This is a genomic window from Formosa haliotis (assembly GCF_001685485.1).
Classification (GTDB): Bacteria; Bacteroidota; Bacteroidia; order Flavobacteriales; family Flavobacteriaceae; genus Formosa; species Formosa haliotis.
In genome coordinates this window covers 2,530,082-2,552,663 of record NZ_BDEL01000001.1, presented here as the reverse complement: position 1 = coordinate 2,552,663, position 22,582 = coordinate 2,530,082, and the positions used below count along the sequence as shown (strand labels likewise).

The following is a 22,582-nucleotide window of genomic DNA, read 5'->3' as shown; positions in this document are numbered from 1 at the left end:
ATTTTTAAATTAGATACGTTATGTTTAAAAAAATACTAATAGCCAATAGAGGAGAAATAGCACTACGTGTTATTAGAACCTGTAAAGAAATGGGAATTAAAACGGTTGCAGTATATTCTACAGCCGATGCCGAGAGTTTGCATGTAAAATTTGCAGACGAAGCGGTTTGTATTGGGCCTCCGCCTAGTACAGATTCCTATTTAAAAATGTCTAATATTATTGCAGCTGCAGAAATTACCAATGCAGATGCTATTCACCCAGGATACGGATTCTTGTCAGAAAACGCTAAGTTTTCTAAAATTTGCGAGGAGCACGATATCAAATTCATTGGGGCATCTGCCGATATGATTTCTAAAATGGGAGATAAGGCAACTGCAAAAGCAACCATGAAAGCTGCCGGCGTACCTTGTGTACCGGGAAGCGATGGTATTATAGAAGATTTTGAAGCTTGTAAAAGAGTAGCTTTAGAAACCGGATATCCTGTTATGCTTAAAGCAACAGCTGGTGGAGGTGGAAAAGGAATGCGCGCCATCTGGAAAGAAGAAGATCTTAAAGACGGGTGGGATTCTGCACGTCAAGAAGCTAAAGCAGCCTTTGGAAACGACGGTATGTACATGGAGAAACTTATAGAAGAACCAAGACATATCGAAATTCAAATTGTTGGAGATTCTACAGGAAAAGCTTGTCATTTATCAGAGCGCGATTGTTCTATCCAACGTCGTCACCAAAAATTAACAGAAGAAGTACCTTCGCCGTTCATGACAAAGAAATTGCGTGACGAAATGGGTAAATCTGCTGTTCGTGCTGCAGAATTTATTAAATATGAAGGTGCTGGAACAATAGAATTTTTGGTCGATAAACACCGTAATTTCTACTTTATGGAAATGAATACTCGTATTCAAGTAGAGCACCCTATTACAGAGCAAGTTATCGATTTCGATTTAATTCGCGAACAAATTTTAGTGGCAGCCGGTGTGCCAATTTCTGGTAAAAATTATACGCCAAACTTACATTCTATAGAATGTCGTATTAACGCCGAAGATCCGTATAACGGATTCCGTCCTTCACCAGGTCGCATTAAAACGTTACATGCTCCGGGAGGTCATGGAGTTAGGTTAGATACACATGTGTATGCAGGATATAGCATTCCGCCAAACTACGATTCTATGATTGCCAAGTTAATTACAACAGCGCAAACACGAGAAGAAGCCATCAGTAAAATGAAACGTGCTTTAGACGAATTCGTTATCGAAGGTGTAAAAACAACAATTCCATTCCATAGACAATTAATGGATCATCCAGATTATGTCGCAGGAAAATATACTACAAAATTTATGGAAGATTTCGTAATGGAACAACTTCCTAAAGAAGATTAAAACAACAAAACTCCGAATCGTATTTCGGAGTTTTTTTTTGAACTGTTTTCCCATGATTTTTTGGGTGTTACTTTTGCTTTCAAAAAAAGCAAAAGTCAGGCTATCCGCTATATCTTTTATATTTTTCAAAATATAAAAGGATGCCGCTACTATCCTTAACACAAAGTCAACTCATTAAAAGAGTTAATATTTAAAAAACCAGGTATTTATACCTAGGAAATATTAATGTTTTACTTCATTTAATTTACGAAACAGAATTGGTTTATAGCGATTTAGAATTAATTGTATCATTTTTATGACTATAAAAAAATAGTCTTATAAACCTAGTTTTATTCCGTTAGACTAATTTATGTGTAGTTCGACTAATTTTCTTTTTTCTACATAGCTTTGCAATATATATTTGTCTCACCATAACATAAGTAGGTTAAGTTCATGGTAGATTTGGGGCAAAAAGGTGAACTTAACGGTTCACCTTTTTATATTTAAAATAGGATTACAAAAAAAGAGGGACTGTATTTTTAAATACAGTCCCTCTTTTTATTTGTTCAGTGTCTTATTTTGCCGCAGCATAACGACGCTCAACTTCGTTCCAGTTTATAACATTAAAAATGCATTAATATAATCTGGTCTTCTGTTTTGGTAGTTTAAATAATAAGCATGTTCCCAAACATCTAATCCTAAAATTGGAGTTCCGTCGCATTCAACACCTGGCATTAAAGGGTTGTCTTGGTTTGGAGTAGAGCAAACAGAAACTTTTCCGCCTTTGTTTACACATAACCAAGCCCATCCCGAACCAAATTGTGTTGCAGCTGCTTTACTAAAAGCATCTTTAAAAGCATCAAAAGATCCAAAAGCATTTTCTATTGCAGCTTTTAAGTCGCCAGATAAAACACCTTTTCCTTCTGGATTCATTACTTCCCAAAATAATGAGTGGTTGTAAAAGCCACCGCCATTATTTCTAACAGCGCCATTACTCATGTCTAAACCAGTAAGAATATCTTCAATAGATTTTCCTTCTAAGTCTGTGCCAGCAATTGCGTTATTTAAGTTGTTTGTATATCCTTGGTGATGTTTCGTGTGGTGTATTTCCATTGTACGAGCATCGATATTTGGTTCTAATGCATCGTAAGCATATTGTAATTTCGGTAATTCGAAAGCCATAATTGTATATGTTTTTATGATTAATATTAATATTCTTTTCCAAATTTAGTCATAATACATGGCAATTAAAAATAATTAATTGTTATCGAATCATTGATAGTTTTTATCTTGTCTTCAAAATAATTTGTTCGCATGGAAAGTCAGACTTCTTTTTCTATTTACGATGCTTCTGCCGGGAGTGGTAAAACGTTTACGCTAGTAAAATCGTATTTAAAAATATTATTCAAGTCGAAGAGTAATTATCAGTTTAAAAATATATTGGCCATTACCTTTACAAATAAGGCTGTCTTCGAGATGAAGGAACGGATTATAAAAATGCTTAAAGCATTTTCTGATCCTGAAATTATAAATTCTGGCGACTTTATGTTTAATGTGCTATGTGAAGAATTAAACATGGAACCCGAAGCTTTACATAGTAAATCGAAATCTTTGCTGCATACCATTATACATAATTACGCTGCCTTCGAAATTTCTACTATAGATGGTTTTACACATAGAATTATAAGAACTTTTGCTCACGATTTAAAATTGCCTTTAAATTTTGAAGTCGATTTAGATACAGAAAGTTTACTTAATAAAGCTGTAGATCAACTCATAGCCAAAGCAGGAGTAGATAAGGAGCTTACAGAAGTTCTTGTGCAATATGCCATAGAAAAAGCAGATGATGATAAAAGTTGGAATATCGCTTTAGACCTATATAATATCGCTAGGTTACTTACTAACGAAAATGACATTCCGTATCTAGAAATTTTAAAGTATAAGTCATTATCCGATTTTAAGAATCTGAAAACACAGATAACTTCCGATATAAAAACTACAGAAAAGGAAATTGAAAAAGAAGCATTAAATTTTCTAGAGCTTATTAAAACTAATGGTATTGCATTTAATGATTTTTCCAATTCTTCTGTTCCAAATTATTTTGAGAAACTAAGATCTGGCGATTTCAACGTGAATTTCTCGTTGGTTTGGCAAACTAAAATTGAAAGTCATCCGCTCTACCCGGCACGTGTAAAAAAGGATGCTGATTTGGCCTCGCTTATAGATAGCCTTCAGCCACAGATAGCAGCGCAATTTTATAAAACTAAATCTCTGGTGCTTCATATAAAACTGTTGCAAAGCATAAATAAAAATTTAACACAACTATCGGTTTTAAACGCCATCAATCAGGAATTGATTGCCATAAAAACTGAAGAAAATAAAATGCTAATTTCAGAATTTAATACTTTAATAAGTAATGAAATTGCCAATCAGCCCACACCTTTTATTTACGAACGTTTGGGCGAGAAATTCAACCATTATTTTATAGATGAATTTCAAGACACCTCGAAAATGCAGTGGAAAAATTTAATTCCGTTAATTTCTGAAGCTATCGATCATTACGATACAGAAAAAGACCCGGGTTCACTTATGATTGTTGGCGATGCCAAACAAGCAATTTACAGATGGCGAGGCGGAGAAGCAGAACAGTTTATAGAGTTGTCTGACGAGAGTTTTAATTATAATCCGTTTAATACTGTAAAAGACAAAAAAAGTTTAGAAACCAATTTTAGAAGTTTTAAAGAGGTTATAGAATTTAATAATAATTTTTTCACCTATTTATCGGACACTGCTTTTAGTAATACGAGTTATGGGAAATTGTATAAAGGGGCATATCAGCATAAATCGAATGAAAATGAAGGTTATGTAAATATTTCCTTTTTAGATTTAAAGGATGAAGAAAAGGAAAAGGACGAGTTATACTCAGAACAAGTTTATAATACCATATTAAGTTGTTGCGAAAATGGCTATCAATTAAAAGACATTTGTATTCTGGTACGAAAAACCAAGCATGCTAAAGCTATTGCAAAATATTTAAGCGAGCGTAATGTGGCCTTGATTTCTTCAGAATTATTGTTAATAAAGCATGCTCCAGAAGCTATGTTTTTAACGCATTTGGCTACTTTATTATTTCAGCCTAAAAACACCGAAATTAAAGCAGAAGTTCTTTATTTTTTAACCCAAAAATTTAAAATTGAAGATAAACATGAGTTTTTAGCGAAGCATATAGCATTAAATAATTCAGATTTATTTAAAAGTTTTGAGTCGTTAGGAATTCAGTCTAATGCCAATTCGCTTATACAATTACCTTTGTTTGATATGTTCGAAACCTTGGTACGCGAATTTAAATTGGTGGAGACTTCTAATGCCTATGTTCAATATTATTTAGATATCGTTTTAGAATATACCCAAAAACATGGCTCCGATATTTTTGGCTTTTTAGAATATTTCAACGCTAAAATCGATAAATTAAGTATTGTGTCTCCAGAGGGGCAAGATGCGGTTCAGATCATGACAATTCATAAATCTAAAGGGTTAGAGTTTCCTGTGGTTATTTTTCCATATGCCGATTTAGGGATATATGAAGAAATTGATGCGAAAGAATGGTTTCCTTTAAATGCTGATAATTTTGCGGGTTTTCCCGTTACCTTATTAAATTATAATAAATCACGTTTTGAAGATTTTGGCGAAGAAGGCATGAACATTAGTGTGCAACATGAAGCTGCTTTAGAATTAGATAGTATTAATCTTTTATATGTAGCATTAACAAGACCGGTAGAGCAACTTCATATTATTAGTAGTCTTGCTTTAAATGCGAAAGGTCAGGTTAATAAAAAATTATATAGCGGATTGTTAATTGATTTTTTAATGCACAATCAGCTTTGGCAGGACAATACTTTTAATTATTCCTTCGGAAATCCGAAACGTGTTGCAACTGCAGAGCAAACCATTGATGAAACATCTGGAGAGCAAGAAGTACTAGAGTTTATTTCGACAGCAAAAAAAGATCACAATATAAAAATTGTGGCAAGTAGTGGGTATTTATGGGATACCAAACAACAAGATGCCATTGAGAAAGGAAATTTAGTTCATAATTTAATGTCTAAAATTAAAACCAAAGACGATGTAGAACCTGTATTGAAAGATGCCGAACATACTGGCTTGGTAAATTTAGAGCAGTTGCAAGAGCTACAGCAGACTATATTACAAATTATAGAACATCCAGAACTTCAATCGTATTTCTCATCAGAAAACATTATATATAATGAGCGCGATATTCTCACAAAAGAAGGTGGGATTTTAAGACCCGATCGCCTTATTATTACACCAGAAAATAAGATTGTAATAATCGATTATAAAACCGGAACAGTTTTAGAGAAGCATAAACAACAGTTGCAACATTATCAAGATTGCGTAGAAGACATGAATTTACAGGTGAAACACAAGATTTTAGTCTATTTAAATGAAGACATTCAAATTACTTATGCATAGTAGTTTTTGATGATTTCGTAATATATTGGTTATTTTGACGATTATTTTTCATTAAGTTTAATGTATTTCCGTATTTACAGAAAAACATCTTACATTTGTAAAAAAACAGTAAAGGTATGTACGGCAATATTAAGCAACATTTACAACAAGAAATTCAGAATATTAAGGATGAAGGACTTTTTAAAGAAGAGCGCATCATTACGTCACCACAAGGTGCAGAAATTACATTAAATACAGGAGAAACCGTTTTAAATTTTTGTGCTAATAATTATTTAGGACTTTCTGCTCATCCGGAAGTTATTCAAGCAGCTAAAGATGCTATGGATACTCATGGTTTTGGAATGTCTTCAGTTCGTTTTATTTGCGGAACTCAAGATATACATAAAACATTAGAGCAAAAGATAGCCGACTTCTATGGTACAGAAGATACTATTTTATATGCAGCAGCCTTCGATGCAAACGGTGGAGTTTTTGAACCTTTGTTAGGTGCGGAAGATGCCATTATTTCAGATTCATTGAATCATGCTTCTATTATAGATGGTGTACGTTTATGCAAAGCGGCACGATATCGCTATGCTAATAATGATATGGCCGATTTAGAGCAACAACTTATTGCCGCGAATGAAAAAGGTGCACGGTTTAAAATCATTGTTACCGATGGGGTGTTCTCTATGGATGGTCTCGTGGCTCCATTAGATAAAATTTGCGATTTAGCCGATAAATATGATGCATTAGTTATGATTGATGAATGTCATGCAGCTGGATTTATTGGAGAAACAGGTAGAGGAACCTTAGAAGAAAAAGGAGTTTTAGATAGAATAGACATTATAACCGGTACCTTAGGAAAAGCTTTAGGCGGTGCTATGGGTGGTTATACTACAGGTAAAAAAGAAATTATCGAGTTATTACGTCAACGTTCTAGACCCTATTTATTTTCAAATTCCTTGGCACCAGCTATTGTAGGCGCATCTATAAAGGTATTCGAAATGTTAGATACGGATACAAGGTTAAGAGATACTTTAGAGTGGAATACAAATTATTTTAAAAAGGGGATGAAATCAGCCGGTTTCGACATTATAGATGGCGATTCAGCTATAGTTCCTGTCATGTTATATGATGCGAAATTGTCTCAAAATATGGCTAATTTACTCCTTAAAGAAGGAATTTATGTAATAGGATTCTTTTTTCCTGTAGTTCCAAAAGGAAAAGCAAGAATTCGCGTACAGCTTTCGGCAGCCCATAAACAGGCTGATTTAGACCGAGCTATAGCTGCTTTTATTAAGGTTGGAAAATCGTTAGGGGTTGTATAAAACGATTCTAAACTTTTTATCTTTTGCTGAAGTTGTCAATATTTTTTTATATTTGTCTTTGTTAATAATATTTAACAACTTACTTTTGTTTACAATTAACACTTAAAAATTAAACTTTTGAATATGAAAAATCTTAGCAGATTATTGTTCGCAATGTTGCTGGTATTTGGTTTTAGCAACACTTATGCGCAAGATGACAACAACCCATGGGCGATCCGTTTCGGGGTGAACGCAGTAGACTTCTACCCTAATGGTGATGGTGCACCGCTTAGTGAAGGTTTCGGAGACGAATACTTCAACGTTGGTGATCACTGGAACATTTTGCCTTCTTTATCAACGATATCGGTGGCTCGTCAATTAACAGGTGGATTGTCTTTTGGAGTAACAGGATCTATTAATAAAATTGACAAGTATGGTGATGAGTCTGTTTCAGATTGGTCTTACTACGGAATCGATGGTACATTTAAATATGGTTTCTTAAACCATAGTGTATTCAATCCATTCATCGGTGCCGGTGGGGGTTATACTTGGGTAGACGAAATTGGAGCTGGTACTGTTAATGGTACTTTAGGTTTCAACATTTGGTTTACTGAAAACATTGGTCTTACAGTACAATCTTCTTATAAGCATGCTTTCGAAGATTACTTAACTTCTCACTTCCAACATTCTGCTGGTATTACAATTAAATTTGGAGGAAAAGATACTGACAAAGATGGTATTTACGATAAAGACGATGCTTGTCCAGACGTATTTGGTTTAGCAATCTTCAACGGTTGTCCTGATACTGACGGTGATGGTATTGAAGACAGTAAAGATGCATGTCCTAACGAAGCAGGTACTGCTGAATTTAACGGATGTCCTGACACTGACGGAGACGGTATTGCTGATCCAGATGATAAATGTCCAACAGTTGCTGGATTAAAAGAATTAAACGGATGTCCTGATACTGACGGTGACGGTGTTGCTGACGGAGATGACAAATGTCCAGATGTTGCAGGTCCTGCAGAAAACAACGGTTGTCCTTGGCCAGATACTGACGGTGATGGTGTTCCAGATAAAGATGACAGATGTCCTAACGATCCAGGTACTGTAGCAAACAATGGTTGTCCAGAATTATCTGAAGCTGTTCAAAAATCATTAAACGCTTACGCTAAAACGATCTTATTCGATACAGGTAAATCTACTATCAAAACTCACTCTGCAGAGGTATTAGAAAACATTATCGCTATCTTAAATGAGTATCCTAATGCTAAATTTACAGTAGAAGGTCACACTGATAGTGTTGGTTCTGATTCATTAAACATGAAGTTATCTGAATCTAGAGCATTAGCTGTAAAAGATTACTTAGTAGGACACGGTATCGACGAATTTAGATTATCTTCTAAAGGATACGGTGAGTCTAAGCCAATCGACACTAATAAAACTAGAGCTGGTAGAGCTAATAACAGACGTGTTGAAATTAACTTAGTTAAATAAGACAAAACTGTTAAAATATAATTTTAGAAAACGCTCCGATTTATCGGGGCGTTTTTTATTTTTATACAATGACAACTTTTATAGAAGAGGTTATTACTAACCTCCAAGAGCAAGGGCTTAACCTTTCCGAATTAAAATTTATTCTTCCTAGTAAACGTGCAGGAACATTTTTGAAACAACAGCTTTCAAAATCGACCCAACAAACCATGTTTGCTCCCGAAATATTAAGTATAGAAGAGTTTGTTGAGTCAATCTCTGGTATTAAAACTATTTCTAATACCGAATTGCTTTTTCAGTTTTACAATACCTTCCTTACCCTAAATACTCAAAGTGAACCAGATTCCTTTGAAGTGTTTTCAAAATGGGCTCAAGTTTTACTGCAAGATTTTAATGAAGTAGATCGATATTTAATTCCTCAGGATAAAATATTCGCCTATTTAAGTGCAATTCAAGAATTAAAACGCTGGTCTGTTGAAACCGAAATCACAGAGTTTGTTAAAAATTATTTAGCGTTTTGGAATAAACTTCTAGAGTATTACACGCATTTCTCTCAGCACTTACTAGATAACAAATTGGGGTACCAAGGTTTAATTTATAGGCAGGCTAATGCAGAAGTAAAAGCATATGTAGCACAGAACTCTACGCAACATATTTTTTTAGGTTTTAATGCCTTAAATACAGCCGAGGAATCCATCATTCAATATTTATTAGAAGATACTAATGCTCAGATTTTTTGGGATGTCGATAAAACATTTTTTGAGAATCCAATTCACGATGCCGGATTATTTACTAGACAACATGCTAAGCACTGGAACTATTTTAAAACACATCCATTTCAATGGATTACCGATAATTATAAAACACAAAAATCCATTCAAGTTGTAGGTGTTCCTAAAAATATTAGCCAAGCTAAATACATTGGATCGATATTAAAAGACATTAGTAAAACCAAGAAGAATTTGGAAAGCACGGCTATAGTACTCGGTAATGAAGAGTTGCTGCTTCCGGTTCTAAATTCTATTCCAAACGAAGTGAAAACCTTAAATGTTACTATGGGGTTTCCTTTAAAATCTATTCCATTAGCCTCTTTATTTGAGAGTCTTTTCAACCTTCATAAAAACAATCCTAAATCATTTTATTTTAAAGATGTTATTAGCATCCTATCACATCAGTATATCCGACCTTTATTTATACTGAATGAAAAAGATTATGCAACACAATTAATAGAGACCATTCAAACAAACAATATAGTCTTTTTAACTGATAAGAAATTATTGGCGCTATGCGAACCTTTTAAGGAACTCATTACTGTATTGTTTGGAGGCTGGAGAAACAATGCTGGAGAGGCTTTAAAACAAGTAAGGTCGCTTATTTTTATACTGAAAACTTATCTCGACCTAAATAAAGAAGAGCATGTATTAAGTCTAGAATATACGTTTAGATTTCATGAATTGTTTAACGAACTGGATCGCTTGCATACCACTTATAATTATTTTCAAAGCATTAGTACGCTACACCAGGTTTATAAAGAATTACTAAGCAGTGAGACTTTAGATTTTCAAGGAGAACCTCTACAAGGTCTACAAATTATGGGAATGTTAGAATCACGTGTATTAGATTTTGAAACTGTAATTATTTCATCGGTAAACGAGGGTATATTACCTGCAGGAAAAAGTAATAATTCCTTTATACCTTTTGATGTGAAAATAGAATATAACCTACCAACTTTTAAGGAAAAGGATGCGGTATATACGTATCATTTTTATCGATTGTTACAGCGAGCAAAAAATGTTTATATCATTTATAATACCGAGTCCGATGTGCTTACGGGTGGGGAACCAAGTCGTTTTATTACCCAGTTGGAATTAGAAAATATTCATCCATTAAAACACATAACCGCAATGCCCAATGTGCCCATTGGTGAACAGAAATTAAAAATGGTTTCTAAGACACCTTTAGTCATAGAACGATTAAAAGCACTTGCAGCGTACGGATTTTCGCCATCTTCATTAACTAGTTATATGAGAAATCCGATGGATTTTTATTTTCAAAAGGTGTTAAAGGTTGAAGAGTATAACGAAGTTGAAGAAACTGTTGCTGCGAATACCTTAGGAACAGTGGTGCATAATACACTAGAGGATTTCTATAAACCCTTAGAGGGAACTTTTTTAACTGTTGAGCATGTAAAAGACATGAAGTCTAAAATAGGTAAAACTGTTTTATATCACTTTAAAAAAGCATTTAACGATGGGGATATCAGTACGGGGAAAAATTTAATTAGTTTTGAAATTGCGAAACGTTACGTTTCCAACTTTATCAACTCTGAAATAAAAGAATTAGAAGCCGGTAGAAAAATTAAAATATTAGCCATAGAGGCCGATTTTAAACAAGTCCCTATTACTATAGCCGAGTTACCATTTCCTGTTACAATTGGGGGTAAAGTAGATCGCGTAGATGAATACGATGGCACTACGAGAATTATAGATTATAAAACGGGCAGTGTAACGCAAAATCAGGTAGAAATTATAGATTGGGACGATCTTACCACCGATTATGATAAATTTAGTAAGCCGTTTCAAATTCTGTGTTATGCGTATATGATGCATACTTCTGGTAAATTGAATTTTCCTTTAGAGGCCGGTATTATTTCATTTAAAAACTTAAGTAATGGTTTTTTAAAGTTTACAACCAAAGATAAATCGGGTAAGGGTGCGATTAAAGATTCTCTTATTACAGAAGAAACCATCAAACTATTCGAGGAACAATTAAAACAATTAATACTAGATATTTTTAACACTGATGTCAATTTCGATGAAAAGGATGTTAGTCATTAAGTTGAATAAGGCGTAGACATGTAATTCATGAAAAGATTTTTCAGGTTTTTATTAAAGATTATATTTTGGTTTGTAGTAAGTACTGTTGCGGTGGTAATGCTGTACAAGTTTGTACCTGTTCCTATTACACCATTAATGGTAATTCGTAGTTTCGAGCAATCAGAAAATAATATTCCTAAAGCATGGAAACATGATTGGGTAGCTTTAAATGCGATTGCTCTACCTATGCAGAAGGCGGTGATATGTACTGAAGATCAAAATTTTTTAAAACATACCGGCTTCGATTTAAAGGCTATTGAAAAGGCTTTTGAAAACAATAAAAAAGGTAAGCGTGTTCGCGGTGGAAGCACCATTAGTCAGCAAACAGCCAAGAATGTATTTTTATGGCCAGAACGCAGCTGGTTACGAAAAGGCTTAGAAGCCTATTTCACATTTTTAATTGAATTGTGTTGGAGTAAAGAACGTATTTTAGAGGTCTATTTAAATAGCATAGAAATGGGGAATGGTATTTATGGGGCCGAAGCTGCAGCTCAGTTTTGGTTTAAAAAATCAGCTTTAAAATTAACCAATTACGAGGCCGCAGCTATCGCAGCAATTTTACCAAATCCTAGACAGTATAAGGCCAATCCAGCTTCTGCTTATATCGAAAAACGTAAAGCTTGGATAGTAAGACAAATGAAATTTTTAGGGACTTTACAATTTGAAAATGATAAAAAATAAATCTGAAATAAAAGCAAAATTACTACAACGTTGTGAAGCATTTATCGATAAACGTTTGGCTAATGTACAACATAATATTGCAGAGGTTCAGGAAGCTCTAACTTCGGAAACCAAGAGTTCTGCCGGAGACAAACACGAAACTGGTCGTGCCATGTTGCAATTAGAACGGGAAAAGTTTGGGGCACAATTGGCAGAAATTAATCAGGTTAAGCAAGCCGTATCCAAAATTAATGTGTTAAAACACTCTGATACTATTTGTGTGGGAAGTGCTGTAATTACTAATCAATCTAATTATTTTATAGCCATTAGTGCAGGCGAAATTGAAATCAATAATCTCAAGTTTTTTGCTATTGCACCAAATACTCCTATTGGTCAGCTTTTGCTTTCAAAAAGAGCTGGGGATACAATTCAGTTCCGAGAACAGGAGTTTATAATCTCGGAGGTTTTATAATGATAAGCGTTGTTTAGCAGAATTGGTAAGTTCTATATTAATGATGTCATTCACTTTTAAAGCTGTTTTATTATAGAAAAAAATCGACCTTGAGTTCACTTCCACTTCCACTAAAAACATATTACCACGGTAATAACTATGTAAAACGTTTCCTTTTATTGTTGACTTGTCCGTCACTTCCAATTCGTGAGCATAAACAAAAACAGGTTTTTTCGATTGTTTAACTCCCAATTCTGAAGCTTTAAACGTATTAAATTCATCAAAAAAGGATGCTATTAAAGGCTTTTCCGGATTGCTGTATAAATATTGAGGCGTATTGTTGGCGATAACTTTTCCGTTGTTTAAAACAATCATCCGGTCGGCAAAGGGTAAGACATCTTCTCGATCGTGAGTTGCCACTACACAAGCTATATTTTTTTCTTTTAAATATTTGAATAAGTTACGACGTAAGCGTTGTTTTTGAAAATTATCGATATGGCTAAACGGTTCATCTAGAACAATAATTTCTGGTTGCTTTGCAATGGCTCTAGCAAGTGCGACACGCTGTTTTTGGCCACCACTTAATAGTTTTACTTTAACGTCGGCAAATTCGGTTAAATCAACAAGTTCTATAAGTTCGGCAGTCCGTTTCTGTTTCTCTTCGGGAAAAAAGTTAGAAAGAAATTTTCCTATGTTTTCGGCAACCGAAGTAAAGGGCATTAAATCGAATTCTTGGGCTACGTATTTCATAAAATCGTAACCAATTACCAAATTAAATTTAGGGCCAAGAACAGGTTGGTTTTTCCAAAATATTTCACCTTCAGGTAAATCGTAAGTCCCGTAAAGGAGTTTTATTAATGTGCTTTTTCCAGAGCCACTTTCACCAATAATCGATACATGCTGACCGGGTTCTACCGAAAAAGATATATTATGAAGGACGGTTTTTGTATCGTAACCAAATGAAATATTCTGTACCTGAAGCATAGATGACTTTTAATGCGCTAAAATAGTATAAAAAAACAAAGCGCCATTTATTTACTAAACTGTAATTAAATGACGCTTAAAATATAATAAATATAATAGGTTACTCTTTATTTGTAGTGGCGTTTGGTAAAGCATCAAACCCCATATTATATAAGGTAAAACCAAAAATATCTGCATATTGCTCTATGGTTTTACTAACCGGTGTTCCAGCGCCGTGGCCGGCATCGGTTTCAATACGTATTAATACTGGATTACCGTTTTTCTGTTTGTTTTGTAGTTCGGCAGCAAATTTAAAACTGTGTGCTGGCACAACACGATCATCGTGATCGCCAGTAGTTATAAGAGTTGCTGGATAACTTACATCAGGTTTCACATTATGAACAGGAGAATAAGCCTTTAAATAATTAAACATTTCTTCGCTGTCTTCCGCAGTTCCGTAATCGTATGCCCAACCTGCTCCAGCTGTAAAAGTATGGTAGCGTAACATGTCTAAAACTCCAACGGCAGGAAGTGCAACTTGCATTAAATCTGGACGTTGTGTCATTGTTGCTCCAACTAATAGACCTCCATTAGATCCACCTCGTATCGCTAAATATTTAGACGATGTATAGCTGTTGTCTATTAAATATTCGGCAGCAGCTATAAAGTCATCAAACACATTTTGTTTTTGCATTTTAGTTCCTGCATCATGCCATGCTCTACCATATTCTCCACCACCACGTAAATTAGGTACCGCGTAAATTCCGCCTTCTTCCATCCAAACAGCATTTGCGATACTAAATCCAGGCGTTAAACTAATGTTGAATCCGCCATAAGCATATAAAATGGTAGGATTCTTTCCGTTAAGTTCTGTTCCTTTTTTATAAGAAATAATCATAGGAACTTTTGTTCCGTCTTTCGACTTATAGAATACTTGTTTGCTTTCGTATTGATTTGGATCGAAATCTACTTTTGGTTTTACATAGACTTTAGACGCTCCTGTTTCTGGGTTAAAAGCAAAACTTGTGGAAGGTGTTATGTAGTTCGAGAAGGTATAATAAAGCGTTTTATTCTCTTTTTTTCCTGAAAAACCTCCAACAGATCCTACACCTGGAAGCTCTATTTCTCTAACTAATTTTCCGTCGTAATCGTATTGTTTAACTTGCGATACGGCATCTACCATATAATTGGCAAAGAAATAGCCACTACCTGTAGAAGGGTTTAAAACATGCTCTGTTTCAGGAATAAAATCAACCCAATGTTCTGGAGTCGGATTAGATGCATCTACGGTAACTATTCTTTTGTTTGGAGCGTTTAAATTGGTAACAATAAAAAGTTTACTACCAATATTATCTATAATATGAGAAGTGCTATTCGTGTCTTCTAAAATTGGGATAAGTTTACTGTTAGGTTTAGTAAGATCTTTAATATATAATTTGTTTCCAGATGTAGACACCCTTGGTGAAATAATTAAATACTTATCATCTTCGGTAACATTGGCATAAATATAACGGTGCTTTTCTTCTGGAGTCCCCCCATAAATAAGCGCGTCATCGCTTTGTTTTGTTCCAATTTTATGATAATAGACTTTATGCTGATCTGTTTTAGCCGATAATTCGCTGCCTTTAGGCTTGTCGTAACTAGAATAATAGAAACCTTCGTTGCCTTTCCAAGACATACCGCTAAATTTAATATCAATTAAAGTATCTTCTGTAATTTCTTTGGTTTCTGTATTTAAAACAATAATTTTTCTCCAGTCACTTCCTCCTTCAGAAATAGAATACGCCGCCAAACTTCCATCTTTAGAAAAGGATAAACCGTCTAAAGAGGTTGTACCATCTTCGCTAAAGGTATTCGGATCTAGAAAAACGTGTTCTGTTTTATCATCACCTTTTGTTCTATAAACTACACTCTGATTTTGAAGTCCGTTGTTTTTATAGAAATAATTATAATCGCCTTCCTTAAAGGGAGTTCCAATTTTTTCGTAATTCCAAAGCGTTGTTAAACGTTCTTTGATGACATTTCTGTATGGAATTTTGTTTAAATAATCGAAAGTTATTTTATTTTCTTCCTTAACCCAAGCCTCTGTTTCAGCACTTCTGTCGTCTTCTAACCAGCGATACGGATCTTTTACTTCTGTACCAAAGTAGGTGTCGACAGTGTCTATAGTTTTTGTAATTGGATAGTTCACTATTTGATTATTGTTTTTTTTAAGTTCTTGCTCGTTTTTACATGAACTTAAAAAGGTTAATACAACTAGGGAGGCTATTAGTTTTTTCATACGTTAAGTGTTTTAGGAGGGTAAAAATATATAAAAAGCCCCTAAGGGTTTAAACTTACGGGCTTTTTTAAGATATTTTTAGGGTTTACTTAAAGTATCTTGTTCGCTAGTAAATATTCAGCGATTTGAATGGTATTTGTGGCAGCACCTTTACGTAAGTTATCGGCAACAATCCACATATTTAATGTGTTACTTTGAGTTTCATCTCGTCTAATACGTCCTACAAATACCTCATCTTTATCATGGGCGTAAATTGGCATAGGGTAGGTATTGGTATCTGTATTATCTTGAACCACTACACCTGGAGTTTCACTTAGCAGTTTTCGCACATCGGCTAAATCAAAATCATTTTCAAATTCTACGTTTACAGATTCTGAGTGTCCACCAGCAGTAGGGATTCTTACAGCAGTAGCAGAAACAGAAAACGAAGAGTCTCCTAATATTTTTTGAGGTTCTTTAGCTAATTTCATTTCCTCTTTAGTATAACCATTATCTAAAAACACATCGCAATGAGGTAATGCATTTCTTCCGATAGGGTAAGGATAAGCCATTTCTCCATCTATACCAGCAATCTCGTTTTCTAGTTGTTTTACAGCTTTTACACCTGTACCAGATACCGATTGGTAAGTAGACACCACAACACGTTTCATTTTATATTTTTTATGAAGCGGAGCTAAAGCCATAACTAATTGTATGGTAGAGCAATTTGGGTTTGCAATAATTTTATCGTCTTTTGTTAATTCGTTAGCATTAATTTCTGGAACGATTAATTTTTTAGAAGGATCCATTCTCCAAGCCGAAGAATTATCTACAACAGTTGTACCTGCTTCTGCAAATTTAGGAGCCCATTCTAGAGAAGTATCCCCTCCAGCAGAGAATAACGCTACATCCGGTTTCATGGCTACGGCGTCTGCTAAACCTACAACTTTATAATCTTTACCTTTATAAGAAATTGTTTTACCTACAGAACGTTCTGAGGCAACAGGAATTAATTCTGTTAATGGAAAATTACGTTCTGCTAGAACTTTAAGCATTACTTCGCCAACCATACCCGTGGCGCCAACTACAGCTACTTTCATTATATAATTTTAGTTTAAATGAGTCTTGTTATTTTTAACAAAACTAAGTATTATAAATTTAAAAAATAGCCTTAATGACTTTAAACCAAGGGTATTTAACAACAAATAACAATTTGTTAAATAATTAACAGATTTTACTTTTTAAGTAAATCTCTAATTTCTGCTAACAATTCTTCTTGTGTTGGACCCGCTGGAGGTGCAGGAGCTTCTTCTTCTTTTTTCTTTGTGCTCTCGTAAGCTTTTAACACCATAAAAATGCAAAACCCTATAATTATGAAATCTATAATAACCTGAATAAAATTTCCGTAATTAATAGCAACGGCTGGTACAGCCTCGCCTGCAGCGTTGGTAGAAGCTGATTTTAATACATATTTTAATTCTGTAAAATTAACATCGCCCAATAACATACCTATGGGCGGCATTAAAATATCTTTAGTAAACGAGCTTACAATTTTACCAAATGCACCACCTACAATAACTGCTGTTGCAAGGTTTATTATGTCACCTTTAAATAGAAAGGATTTAAAATCTTTGAAAAATGCCATATAGTTTAGGATTGATTAATAATCACTAAAGTATATAAAAAAAATCAAAAACAAGCTGTAATTATTTTAAAATGATGCGTTTAATGCGTTGCGATAACCCTGTTAATAGTTCGTAAGAAATGGTGTTTGCAGTGGCTGCAAATTCTTCGGCAGTTGGGTAATCGCCAAAAACAATAACTTCGTCTCCTTCTTGGCAGTCAATATTTGTAATATCTACCATAATCATATCCATACACGTATTGCCTACTATGTGCGCTTTTTGTCCGTTAATTGCAACAAAACCTTTTCCATTTCCGTATTCTCTTCCAATACCATCGGCATGGCCAAGGGGTAAGGTTGCTGTAACTATGGGGGCATCACTTTTAAAAGCTCGGTTGTAACCAACACTTTGTCCTGCAGGAATATGATGAATTTGAGAAATTACGGTCTTTAAGGTGCTTACTGGTTTAAAATGGATATTTTCTTTTTCCGAGTTTCCAAAACCATACATCCCAATTCCGCTTCTTACCATATCGTAATGCGCTTCAGGAAAATTTAAAATCCCCGACGTGTTACACATGTGAAGCAGCGGTTTATAATGTAATTGTTTCAGAATTAATTCAGAAATAGAATTAAAGGCATCAATTTGATTTAAAGTGAAAGGCTTTTCATTTAAATCTTCGCTAGCGGCCATATGAGAAAATAGAGAGACCACTTTTACAGACGCCGTGTTTTTTAATAAAGAGATTATTTCCGGAATATCAGCTTCAGAAAAACCTAAACGATTTAAACCCGTATTAAATTTTAAATGAATTGGGTAATCGGTTTGCTTTAAACTCTCGGCAGTAGTAATAAACGCTTTTAATACTTTTAGGCTATATAAATTAGGTTCTAAGCAATTTTCAATAAGGGCATTAAAACTTATAGCCTGCGGGTGAAGCACTAAAATAGGAGTTGTAATTCCGGCAGTTCTTAACTGTTCGCCTTCGTAAGTGTAGGCTACTGCAAAATAATCGACACCTAAAGTTTCTAAATGCTTAGCTATAGCCTCGGCAGCATTTCCATAGGCATAGGCCTTTACAACAGCCATAAATTTTGTAGTGGGTTGTATTCTAGATTTAAGGTAAGCCAAGTTGTGCTCTAAAGCTTTTAAATCTATTTCTAAAAGGGTTTCCTGCGCTTTAGGCATCGGTATCTTTAGGTTTAGAATCTATGTGTTCTGGATTGTTTATTGTTATGTTTTTTGTTTTATCGTTGCGCAAGGCTTTGTAGTAAGCAGCACGGCTTAAAGGCTCGTACTCCTCGGTTTCACCTAATAAAACTAACGCATCGCTCTGTGATTTTCTATAACTGTATTGCGCTAAATTTCCGGTGCGAGTACAAATGGCATGAACTTTAGTAACATATTCTGCAGTAGCCATTAAATTGGGCATGGGCCCAAACGGATTTCCTTTAAAATCCATATCTAAGCCAGCCACAATAACACGCACTCCTTTATTTGCTAAATCGTTACAAACCCTAACAATTTCATCATCGAAAAATTGAGCTTCGTCTATGCCAACCACATCGCAACCATCGGCTAAAATAGGAATGTTTGCTGCTGCAGGAACTGGGGTAGAACGTATTTCGTTAGCATCGTGAGAAACTACCATATCTTCATTATAACGTATGTCTACCGAGGGTTTAAAAATTTCAACACGCTGCTTGGCAAACTGGGCACGTTTTAGTCTTCGGATTAATTCTTCGGTCTTTCCTGAGAACATCGATCCGCAGATAACTTCTATCCAACCAAATTGTTCTTTATGATTTACTGTATTTTCGAGAAACATTTTGTAATTTTAACACTAAAATTGTGCAAACTCCCGTTTGCATAAGGGCGGTGTAAATTTATTAAAAATTAAAAGGCGAAATTAGTTTAAAATATAAAAGTTATGAAGAAGAAGTTGGAAGCAGAATTAATGAATGTGGCGATTAGGGTTTTAAGATTAGAAGGCAAAGACGATCTCAATCAATTGCATGCAGAAACAGCTATTCTTTTTGAAAAATTATCTGTTTTAAAATTTTTAGAATCTAATCCGCAAGATTCACAATCTACAGTTGATAACGATACTTCAAATATAGATGAGGTAGACACAGTGCTTAATAATCAAATTACAGATAGTGTGGTTGATGCTCCCGATGTTAATGATTATGCAAGCGATAACGACTTAAATTATCGTGAAGATGAAGAAGAAATTATAGAGCCTGTTATGGAAAAAATAAAGGATATCGTAGCACAAATGCCAGAAGAAGGTGATGCTATTGATGCTCTTTTTGAAGAGATTGTGCAAAAACCTACCTATCAGAAAAACGATTTTGAAGAGATAACAGCCGACTTTAAAGAAACGCCTATTTTTGAACCGGTAACACCATCTATGATTTCTAGTGTAAAAAAATCGCTAAATGATAAGCTAAAATCTGGGGGGTTAAATATTGGATTAAACGATAAAATTGCTTTTATAAAACAGTTATTCGACGGTAGCCAGGAAGATTACGATCGTGTTATTTCGCAAATAAATACCTGTACTACTTTTGAAGAAGCAAGTAATTTAATTCAGAATGTTGTTAAAACCGATTATAACAATTGGGAAGGCAAAGACGTTTTCGAAGAGCGTTTTATGCAAATTATTGAAGGACGATTTAAATAGTATTATCAAATAATTTAAGCCTCCTCTAGTTTTTAATAGTCTTGTTAAATTTTGGTAAACTAAGGCAACACTTTCCTTTTTAATTTTAGAAAAAGGAATAAAAATCTACTGTTTAATTACAATCACATGAGCAAACTATATATTGTTCCAACACCCATAGGTAATCTGGAAGACATGACTTTTAGAGCCATTCGCGTTTTAAAAGAAGCCGATTTAATTTTGGCCGAAGACACGCGTACTTCTGGAAAACTACTAAAACATTTCGAGATTAGTACACCTTCGCAATCACACCATATGCATAACGAGCATAAAACGGTTGAAGGGTTAATTCATAAATTAAAAGGTGGAACTACCATTGCATTAATTAGCGATGCTGGTACTCCCGCGATTTCAGATCCAGGATTTCTGCTTACCCGTGCGTGTGTAGAACATGGTATAGAAGTCGACTGCTTACCCGGAGCTACCGCTTTTGTGCCCGCTTTGGTGAATAGCGGATTGCCAAACGATAAATTTGTATTCGAAGGATTTTTGCCCGTAAAAAAAGGAAGACAAACCCGATTATTAGTGTTGGCAGAAGAAACGCGAACCATTATATTTTACGAATCGCCACATAAACTTATAAAAACACTCACTCATTTTTGCGAGTATTTTGGTGAAAATCGTCCCGTATCTGTGTCTCGAGAGCTTACTAAACTTTACGAAGAGACGGTAAGAGGAACAGCAAAAGAGGTTCTAGAACATTATACCAATAAGCCGCCAAAAGGGGAAATTGTTATTGTAGTAGGTGGGAAGTTAAAGTAGCTGCTAAAGTTTCTCGGTTTTTCTATTCTAAATCATTAGGGTCAAAATCTTTTTTGTTACAAACCTTCTATGCGTTTTAATTCATTTAAATTCGAAATGTTTTATAGAGTTTAAAAATGAAAAAGACCTCGTATAAAACGAATAATATAGATAGGATTGATATACTTTTCTTATCTAGAACTTAGCCCAGTTGGTTTGTTTTTTTTAGAATTCAAAACAAGAAGCATCTAGTACTCGGGCAAGCGTAACCTTAAAACCTTAAAATTATGAAAGACACGAAACATTACGACGTATTTGTTATTGGAACCGGAGTTGCTGGCCAAACAGCTGCAGAACTTTGTGCCAAACAAAATATGAAAGTGGCCATTGCCGATAATCGTGAATTTGGTGGTACGTGTGCTCTAAGAGGTTGCGATTCTAAAAAAATATTAATGCAATTTACAGAATTACTGCGTCAAACTACGCTTTTAAAGGGACATGGTATTTCTAAATTACCTAAGATAAAATGGAAACAGGTTCAGAAATTTAAGTCCTCGTTTACAAAAGTTATCCCAGAAAATACAGAAGAAAAATTTTCAAAATTAGGTATAGCCTATTATCACCAATCGCCAGTTTTTCAAAATGAAAATGAAATTGTAGTAGAAGGCAAACACGTTACTGCCGATAAATTTATTATTGCAACAGGAATGGTGCCGCTAGAATTGCCCATAGATGGTAATACCTATTTAGAGGTTAGCGACGATATTCTTAATTTTAAAAAAATACCTAAAACAGCAACGTTTATAGGTTCGGGCTATGTGGGTATGGAGTTTGCTTGCATGATGGCCACTATGGGATGCAAGGTCACCATGATAGAAAGAGGATCAAGATCTTTAACAGCTTTCGATCCGTTTTTAGTAGATACTTTAGTCGATTATCTTAAAACAATAGGCGTAACATTTATCTATAATGCCGAAGTGACTTCTGTTGAAAAATTAAAAAAGAATATAAGAGTTAATTATACTTTAAAAGGAAAAGATAAATCTATTAAGTCTAGAAAAGCTTTTAATGCCGCCGGACGCGTTCCGTCAATAGATTTATTAGACTTAGAAAAAGCGAATGTGAAGTTTGATGAACGTGGTGTAACAGTAAACGATCATTTACAAAGTGTATCTAACCCTAATATCTATGCTTGTGGAGATGTAAGTAGTAAATCGTTACCCTTAACACCCTTATCGGGTTTACAAGGTTATGTGGCAGGAAATAATATCATTAAGGAAGGTTCTAAAACGTTTGATGTGCCTTGTATTCCTTCAACAGTATTTACCAATCCTAAACTTTCTAGTGTTGGCTATTCTGAAGAAGAAGCTGAAAAACGATATAAGAATATCCGAGTTTATAAAGGTGAAGTGAGTCATTGGTATAATGCCAAAAAGGAAAATAACCCCATTTATGCGTATAAAATTTTAGTAAATGAGCGTACCGATGAAATTATCGGAGCACACCTTTTAAGCTCGCAAGCCAATGAAACTATTAATATACTTTCTATGGCTATAAGCCAGAAAATGACAGTTTCCGAATTTAAAAAACAAATGTTTACTTACCCTTCATACAGCAGTGATTTAAAAAGCATGATGAAGGATGAGGATTAA

16 protein-coding genes and 1 pseudogene are annotated in these 22,582 nt (G+C 34.5%); 10 read left to right on the top strand and 7 right to left on the bottom strand.

Annotation, left to right across the window (positions count from 1 at the left end):
- Positions 1–20: 20 nt before the first annotated feature.
- Positions 21–1,376: an acetyl-CoA carboxylase biotin carboxylase subunit gene (accC, locus tag A9D35_RS10520; RefSeq protein ID WP_066222690.1), complete on the top strand. Its 1,356-nt coding sequence runs from the start codon at positions 21–23 to the stop codon at positions 1,374–1,376.
- Positions 1,377–1,929: 553 nt separating this feature from the next.
- Here the strand turns inward: accC and A9D35_RS10515 are convergent.
- A pseudogene (locus A9D35_RS10515) lies at positions 1,930–2,537 on the bottom strand (superoxide dismutase).
- A gap of 132 nt (positions 2,538–2,669) precedes the next feature.
- Between A9D35_RS10515 and A9D35_RS10510 the strand changes: the two are divergent.
- From A9D35_RS10510 to A9D35_RS10485, 6 genes are all read left to right on the top strand, one after another.
- Entirely contained in the window at positions 2,670–5,846 is a 3,177-nt protein-coding gene (locus tag A9D35_RS10510) for a UvrD-helicase domain-containing protein (protein WP_066222689.1), read from the top strand.
- A 116-nt stretch (positions 5,847–5,962) separates the two neighbouring features.
- Positions 5,963–7,156: a glycine C-acetyltransferase gene (gene kbl / locus A9D35_RS10505; RefSeq protein ID WP_066222686.1), complete on the top strand. Its 1,194-nt coding sequence runs from the start codon at positions 5,963–5,965 to the stop codon at positions 7,154–7,156.
- Between the two features lie 123 nt (positions 7,157–7,279).
- Entirely contained in the window at positions 7,280–8,632 is a 1,353-nt protein-coding gene (locus A9D35_RS10500; RefSeq protein ID WP_066222683.1) for an OmpA family protein, read from the top strand.
- Between the two features lie 68 nt (positions 8,633–8,700).
- Positions 8,701–11,466, top strand: coding sequence for a PD-(D/E)XK nuclease family protein (locus tag A9D35_RS10495; protein WP_066222680.1), 2,766 nt, complete (start codon positions 8,701–8,703; stop codon positions 11,464–11,466).
- 27 nt (positions 11,467–11,493) lie between these two features.
- Positions 11,494–12,186, top strand: coding sequence for a monofunctional biosynthetic peptidoglycan transglycosylase (gene mtgA / locus A9D35_RS10490; RefSeq protein WP_066222677.1), 693 nt, complete (start codon positions 11,494–11,496; stop codon positions 12,184–12,186).
- Positions 12,173–12,637, top strand: a complete 465-nt coding sequence (locus tag A9D35_RS10485) for a 3-oxoacyl-ACP synthase (RefSeq protein WP_066222674.1) — start codon at positions 12,173–12,175, stop codon at positions 12,635–12,637. The genes mtgA and A9D35_RS10485 overlap by 14 nt, the downstream gene beginning before the upstream one ends.
- Here A9D35_RS10485 and A9D35_RS10480 read toward each other — a convergent pair.
- From A9D35_RS10480 to A9D35_RS10455, 6 genes are all read right to left on the bottom strand, one after another.
- Positions 12,632–13,600: an ABC transporter ATP-binding protein gene (locus A9D35_RS10480; RefSeq protein ID WP_066222672.1), complete on the bottom strand. Its 969-nt coding sequence runs from the start codon at positions 13,598–13,600 to the stop codon at positions 12,632–12,634. The genes A9D35_RS10485 and A9D35_RS10480 overlap by 6 nt on opposite strands.
- A 100-nt stretch (positions 13,601–13,700) precedes the next feature.
- Positions 13,701–15,860: a prolyl oligopeptidase family serine peptidase gene (locus tag A9D35_RS10475; protein ID WP_066222668.1), complete on the bottom strand. Its 2,160-nt coding sequence runs from the start codon at positions 15,858–15,860 to the stop codon at positions 13,701–13,703.
- An 89-nt stretch (positions 15,861–15,949) separates the two neighbouring features.
- The gene (locus tag A9D35_RS10470; protein ID WP_066222665.1) at positions 15,950–16,939 is read right to left on the bottom strand and encodes an aspartate-semialdehyde dehydrogenase; all 990 of its coding nucleotides are present in this window, start codon (positions 16,937–16,939) and stop codon (positions 15,950–15,952) included.
- A gap of 134 nt (positions 16,940–17,073) precedes the next feature.
- Positions 17,074–17,484 carry a large-conductance mechanosensitive channel protein MscL gene (gene mscL, locus A9D35_RS10465; protein WP_066222662.1) on the bottom strand — a complete coding sequence of 137 codons (411 nt, stop codon included), beginning with the start codon at positions 17,482–17,484 and terminating at the stop codon, positions 17,074–17,076.
- Between the two features lie 61 nt (positions 17,485–17,545).
- On the bottom strand, positions 17,546–18,652 hold the full coding sequence (alr, locus tag A9D35_RS10460; RefSeq protein WP_066222659.1) for an alanine racemase: 1,107 nt from the start codon (positions 18,650–18,652) through the stop codon (positions 17,546–17,548).
- The gene (locus tag A9D35_RS10455) at positions 18,645–19,292 is read right to left on the bottom strand and encodes a thymidine kinase (protein ID WP_066222657.1); all 648 of its coding nucleotides are present in this window, start codon (positions 19,290–19,292) and stop codon (positions 18,645–18,647) included. The genes alr and A9D35_RS10455 overlap by 8 nt, the downstream gene beginning before the upstream one ends.
- Positions 19,293–19,394: 102 nt before the next feature.
- On the opposite strand from A9D35_RS10455, the gene A9D35_RS10450 reads away from it, so the two are divergent.
- From A9D35_RS10450 to A9D35_RS10440, 3 genes are all read left to right on the top strand, one after another.
- Positions 19,395–20,150 carry a DUF8457 domain-containing protein gene (locus A9D35_RS10450; RefSeq protein ID WP_066222655.1) on the top strand — a complete coding sequence of 252 codons (756 nt, stop codon included), beginning with the start codon at positions 19,395–19,397 and terminating at the stop codon, positions 20,148–20,150.
- Positions 20,151–20,276: 126 nt separating this feature from the next.
- On the top strand, positions 20,277–20,951 hold the full coding sequence (gene rsmI / locus A9D35_RS10445; RefSeq protein ID WP_066222653.1) for a 16S rRNA (cytidine(1402)-2'-O)-methyltransferase: 675 nt from the start codon (positions 20,277–20,279) through the stop codon (positions 20,949–20,951).
- 266 nt (positions 20,952–21,217) lie between these two features.
- Positions 21,218–22,582 carry a dihydrolipoyl dehydrogenase family protein gene (locus A9D35_RS10440; protein WP_066222650.1) on the top strand — a complete coding sequence of 455 codons (1,365 nt, stop codon included), beginning with the start codon at positions 21,218–21,220 and terminating at the stop codon, positions 22,580–22,582.

Excerpts from the sequence above, each read along its gene's own strand:
- accC (WP_066222690.1), top strand. The coding sequence starts at position 21 with ATGTTTAAAAAAATACTAATAGCCAATAGAGGAGAAATAGCACTACGT.
- A9D35_RS10510 (WP_066222689.1), top strand. The coding sequence starts at position 2,670 with ATGGAAAGTCAGACTTCTTTTTCTATTTACGATGCTTCTGCCGGGAGT.
- kbl (WP_066222686.1), top strand. The coding sequence starts at position 5,963 with ATGTACGGCAATATTAAGCAACATTTACAACAAGAAATTCAGAATATT.
- A9D35_RS10500 (WP_066222683.1), top strand. The coding sequence starts at position 7,280 with ATGAAAAATCTTAGCAGATTATTGTTCGCAATGTTGCTGGTATTTGGT.
- A9D35_RS10495 (WP_066222680.1), top strand. The coding sequence starts at position 8,701 with ATGACAACTTTTATAGAAGAGGTTATTACTAACCTCCAAGAGCAAGGG.
- mtgA (WP_066222677.1), top strand. The coding sequence starts at position 11,494 with ATGAAAAGATTTTTCAGGTTTTTATTAAAGATTATATTTTGGTTTGTA.
- A9D35_RS10485 (WP_066222674.1), top strand. The coding sequence starts at position 12,173 with ATGATAAAAAATAAATCTGAAATAAAAGCAAAATTACTACAACGTTGT.
- A9D35_RS10480 (WP_066222672.1), bottom strand. The coding sequence starts at position 13,600 with ATGCTTCAGGTACAGAATATTTCATTTGGTTACGATACAAAAACCGTC.
- A9D35_RS10475 (WP_066222668.1), bottom strand. The coding sequence starts at position 15,860 with ATGAAAAAACTAATAGCCTCCCTAGTTGTATTAACCTTTTTAAGTTCA.
- A9D35_RS10470 (WP_066222665.1), bottom strand. The coding sequence starts at position 16,939 with ATGAAAGTAGCTGTAGTTGGCGCCACGGGTATGGTTGGCGAAGTAATG.
- mscL (WP_066222662.1), bottom strand. The coding sequence starts at position 17,484 with ATGGCATTTTTCAAAGATTTTAAATCCTTTCTATTTAAAGGTGACATA.
- alr (WP_066222659.1), bottom strand. The coding sequence starts at position 18,652 with ATGCCTAAAGCGCAGGAAACCCTTTTAGAAATAGATTTAAAAGCTTTA.
- A9D35_RS10455 (WP_066222657.1), bottom strand. The coding sequence starts at position 19,292 with ATGTTTCTCGAAAATACAGTAAATCATAAAGAACAATTTGGTTGGATA.
- A9D35_RS10450 (WP_066222655.1), top strand. The coding sequence starts at position 19,395 with ATGAAGAAGAAGTTGGAAGCAGAATTAATGAATGTGGCGATTAGGGTT.
- rsmI (WP_066222653.1), top strand. The coding sequence starts at position 20,277 with ATGAGCAAACTATATATTGTTCCAACACCCATAGGTAATCTGGAAGAC.
- A9D35_RS10440 (WP_066222650.1), top strand. The coding sequence starts at position 21,218 with ATGAAAGACACGAAACATTACGACGTATTTGTTATTGGAACCGGAGTT.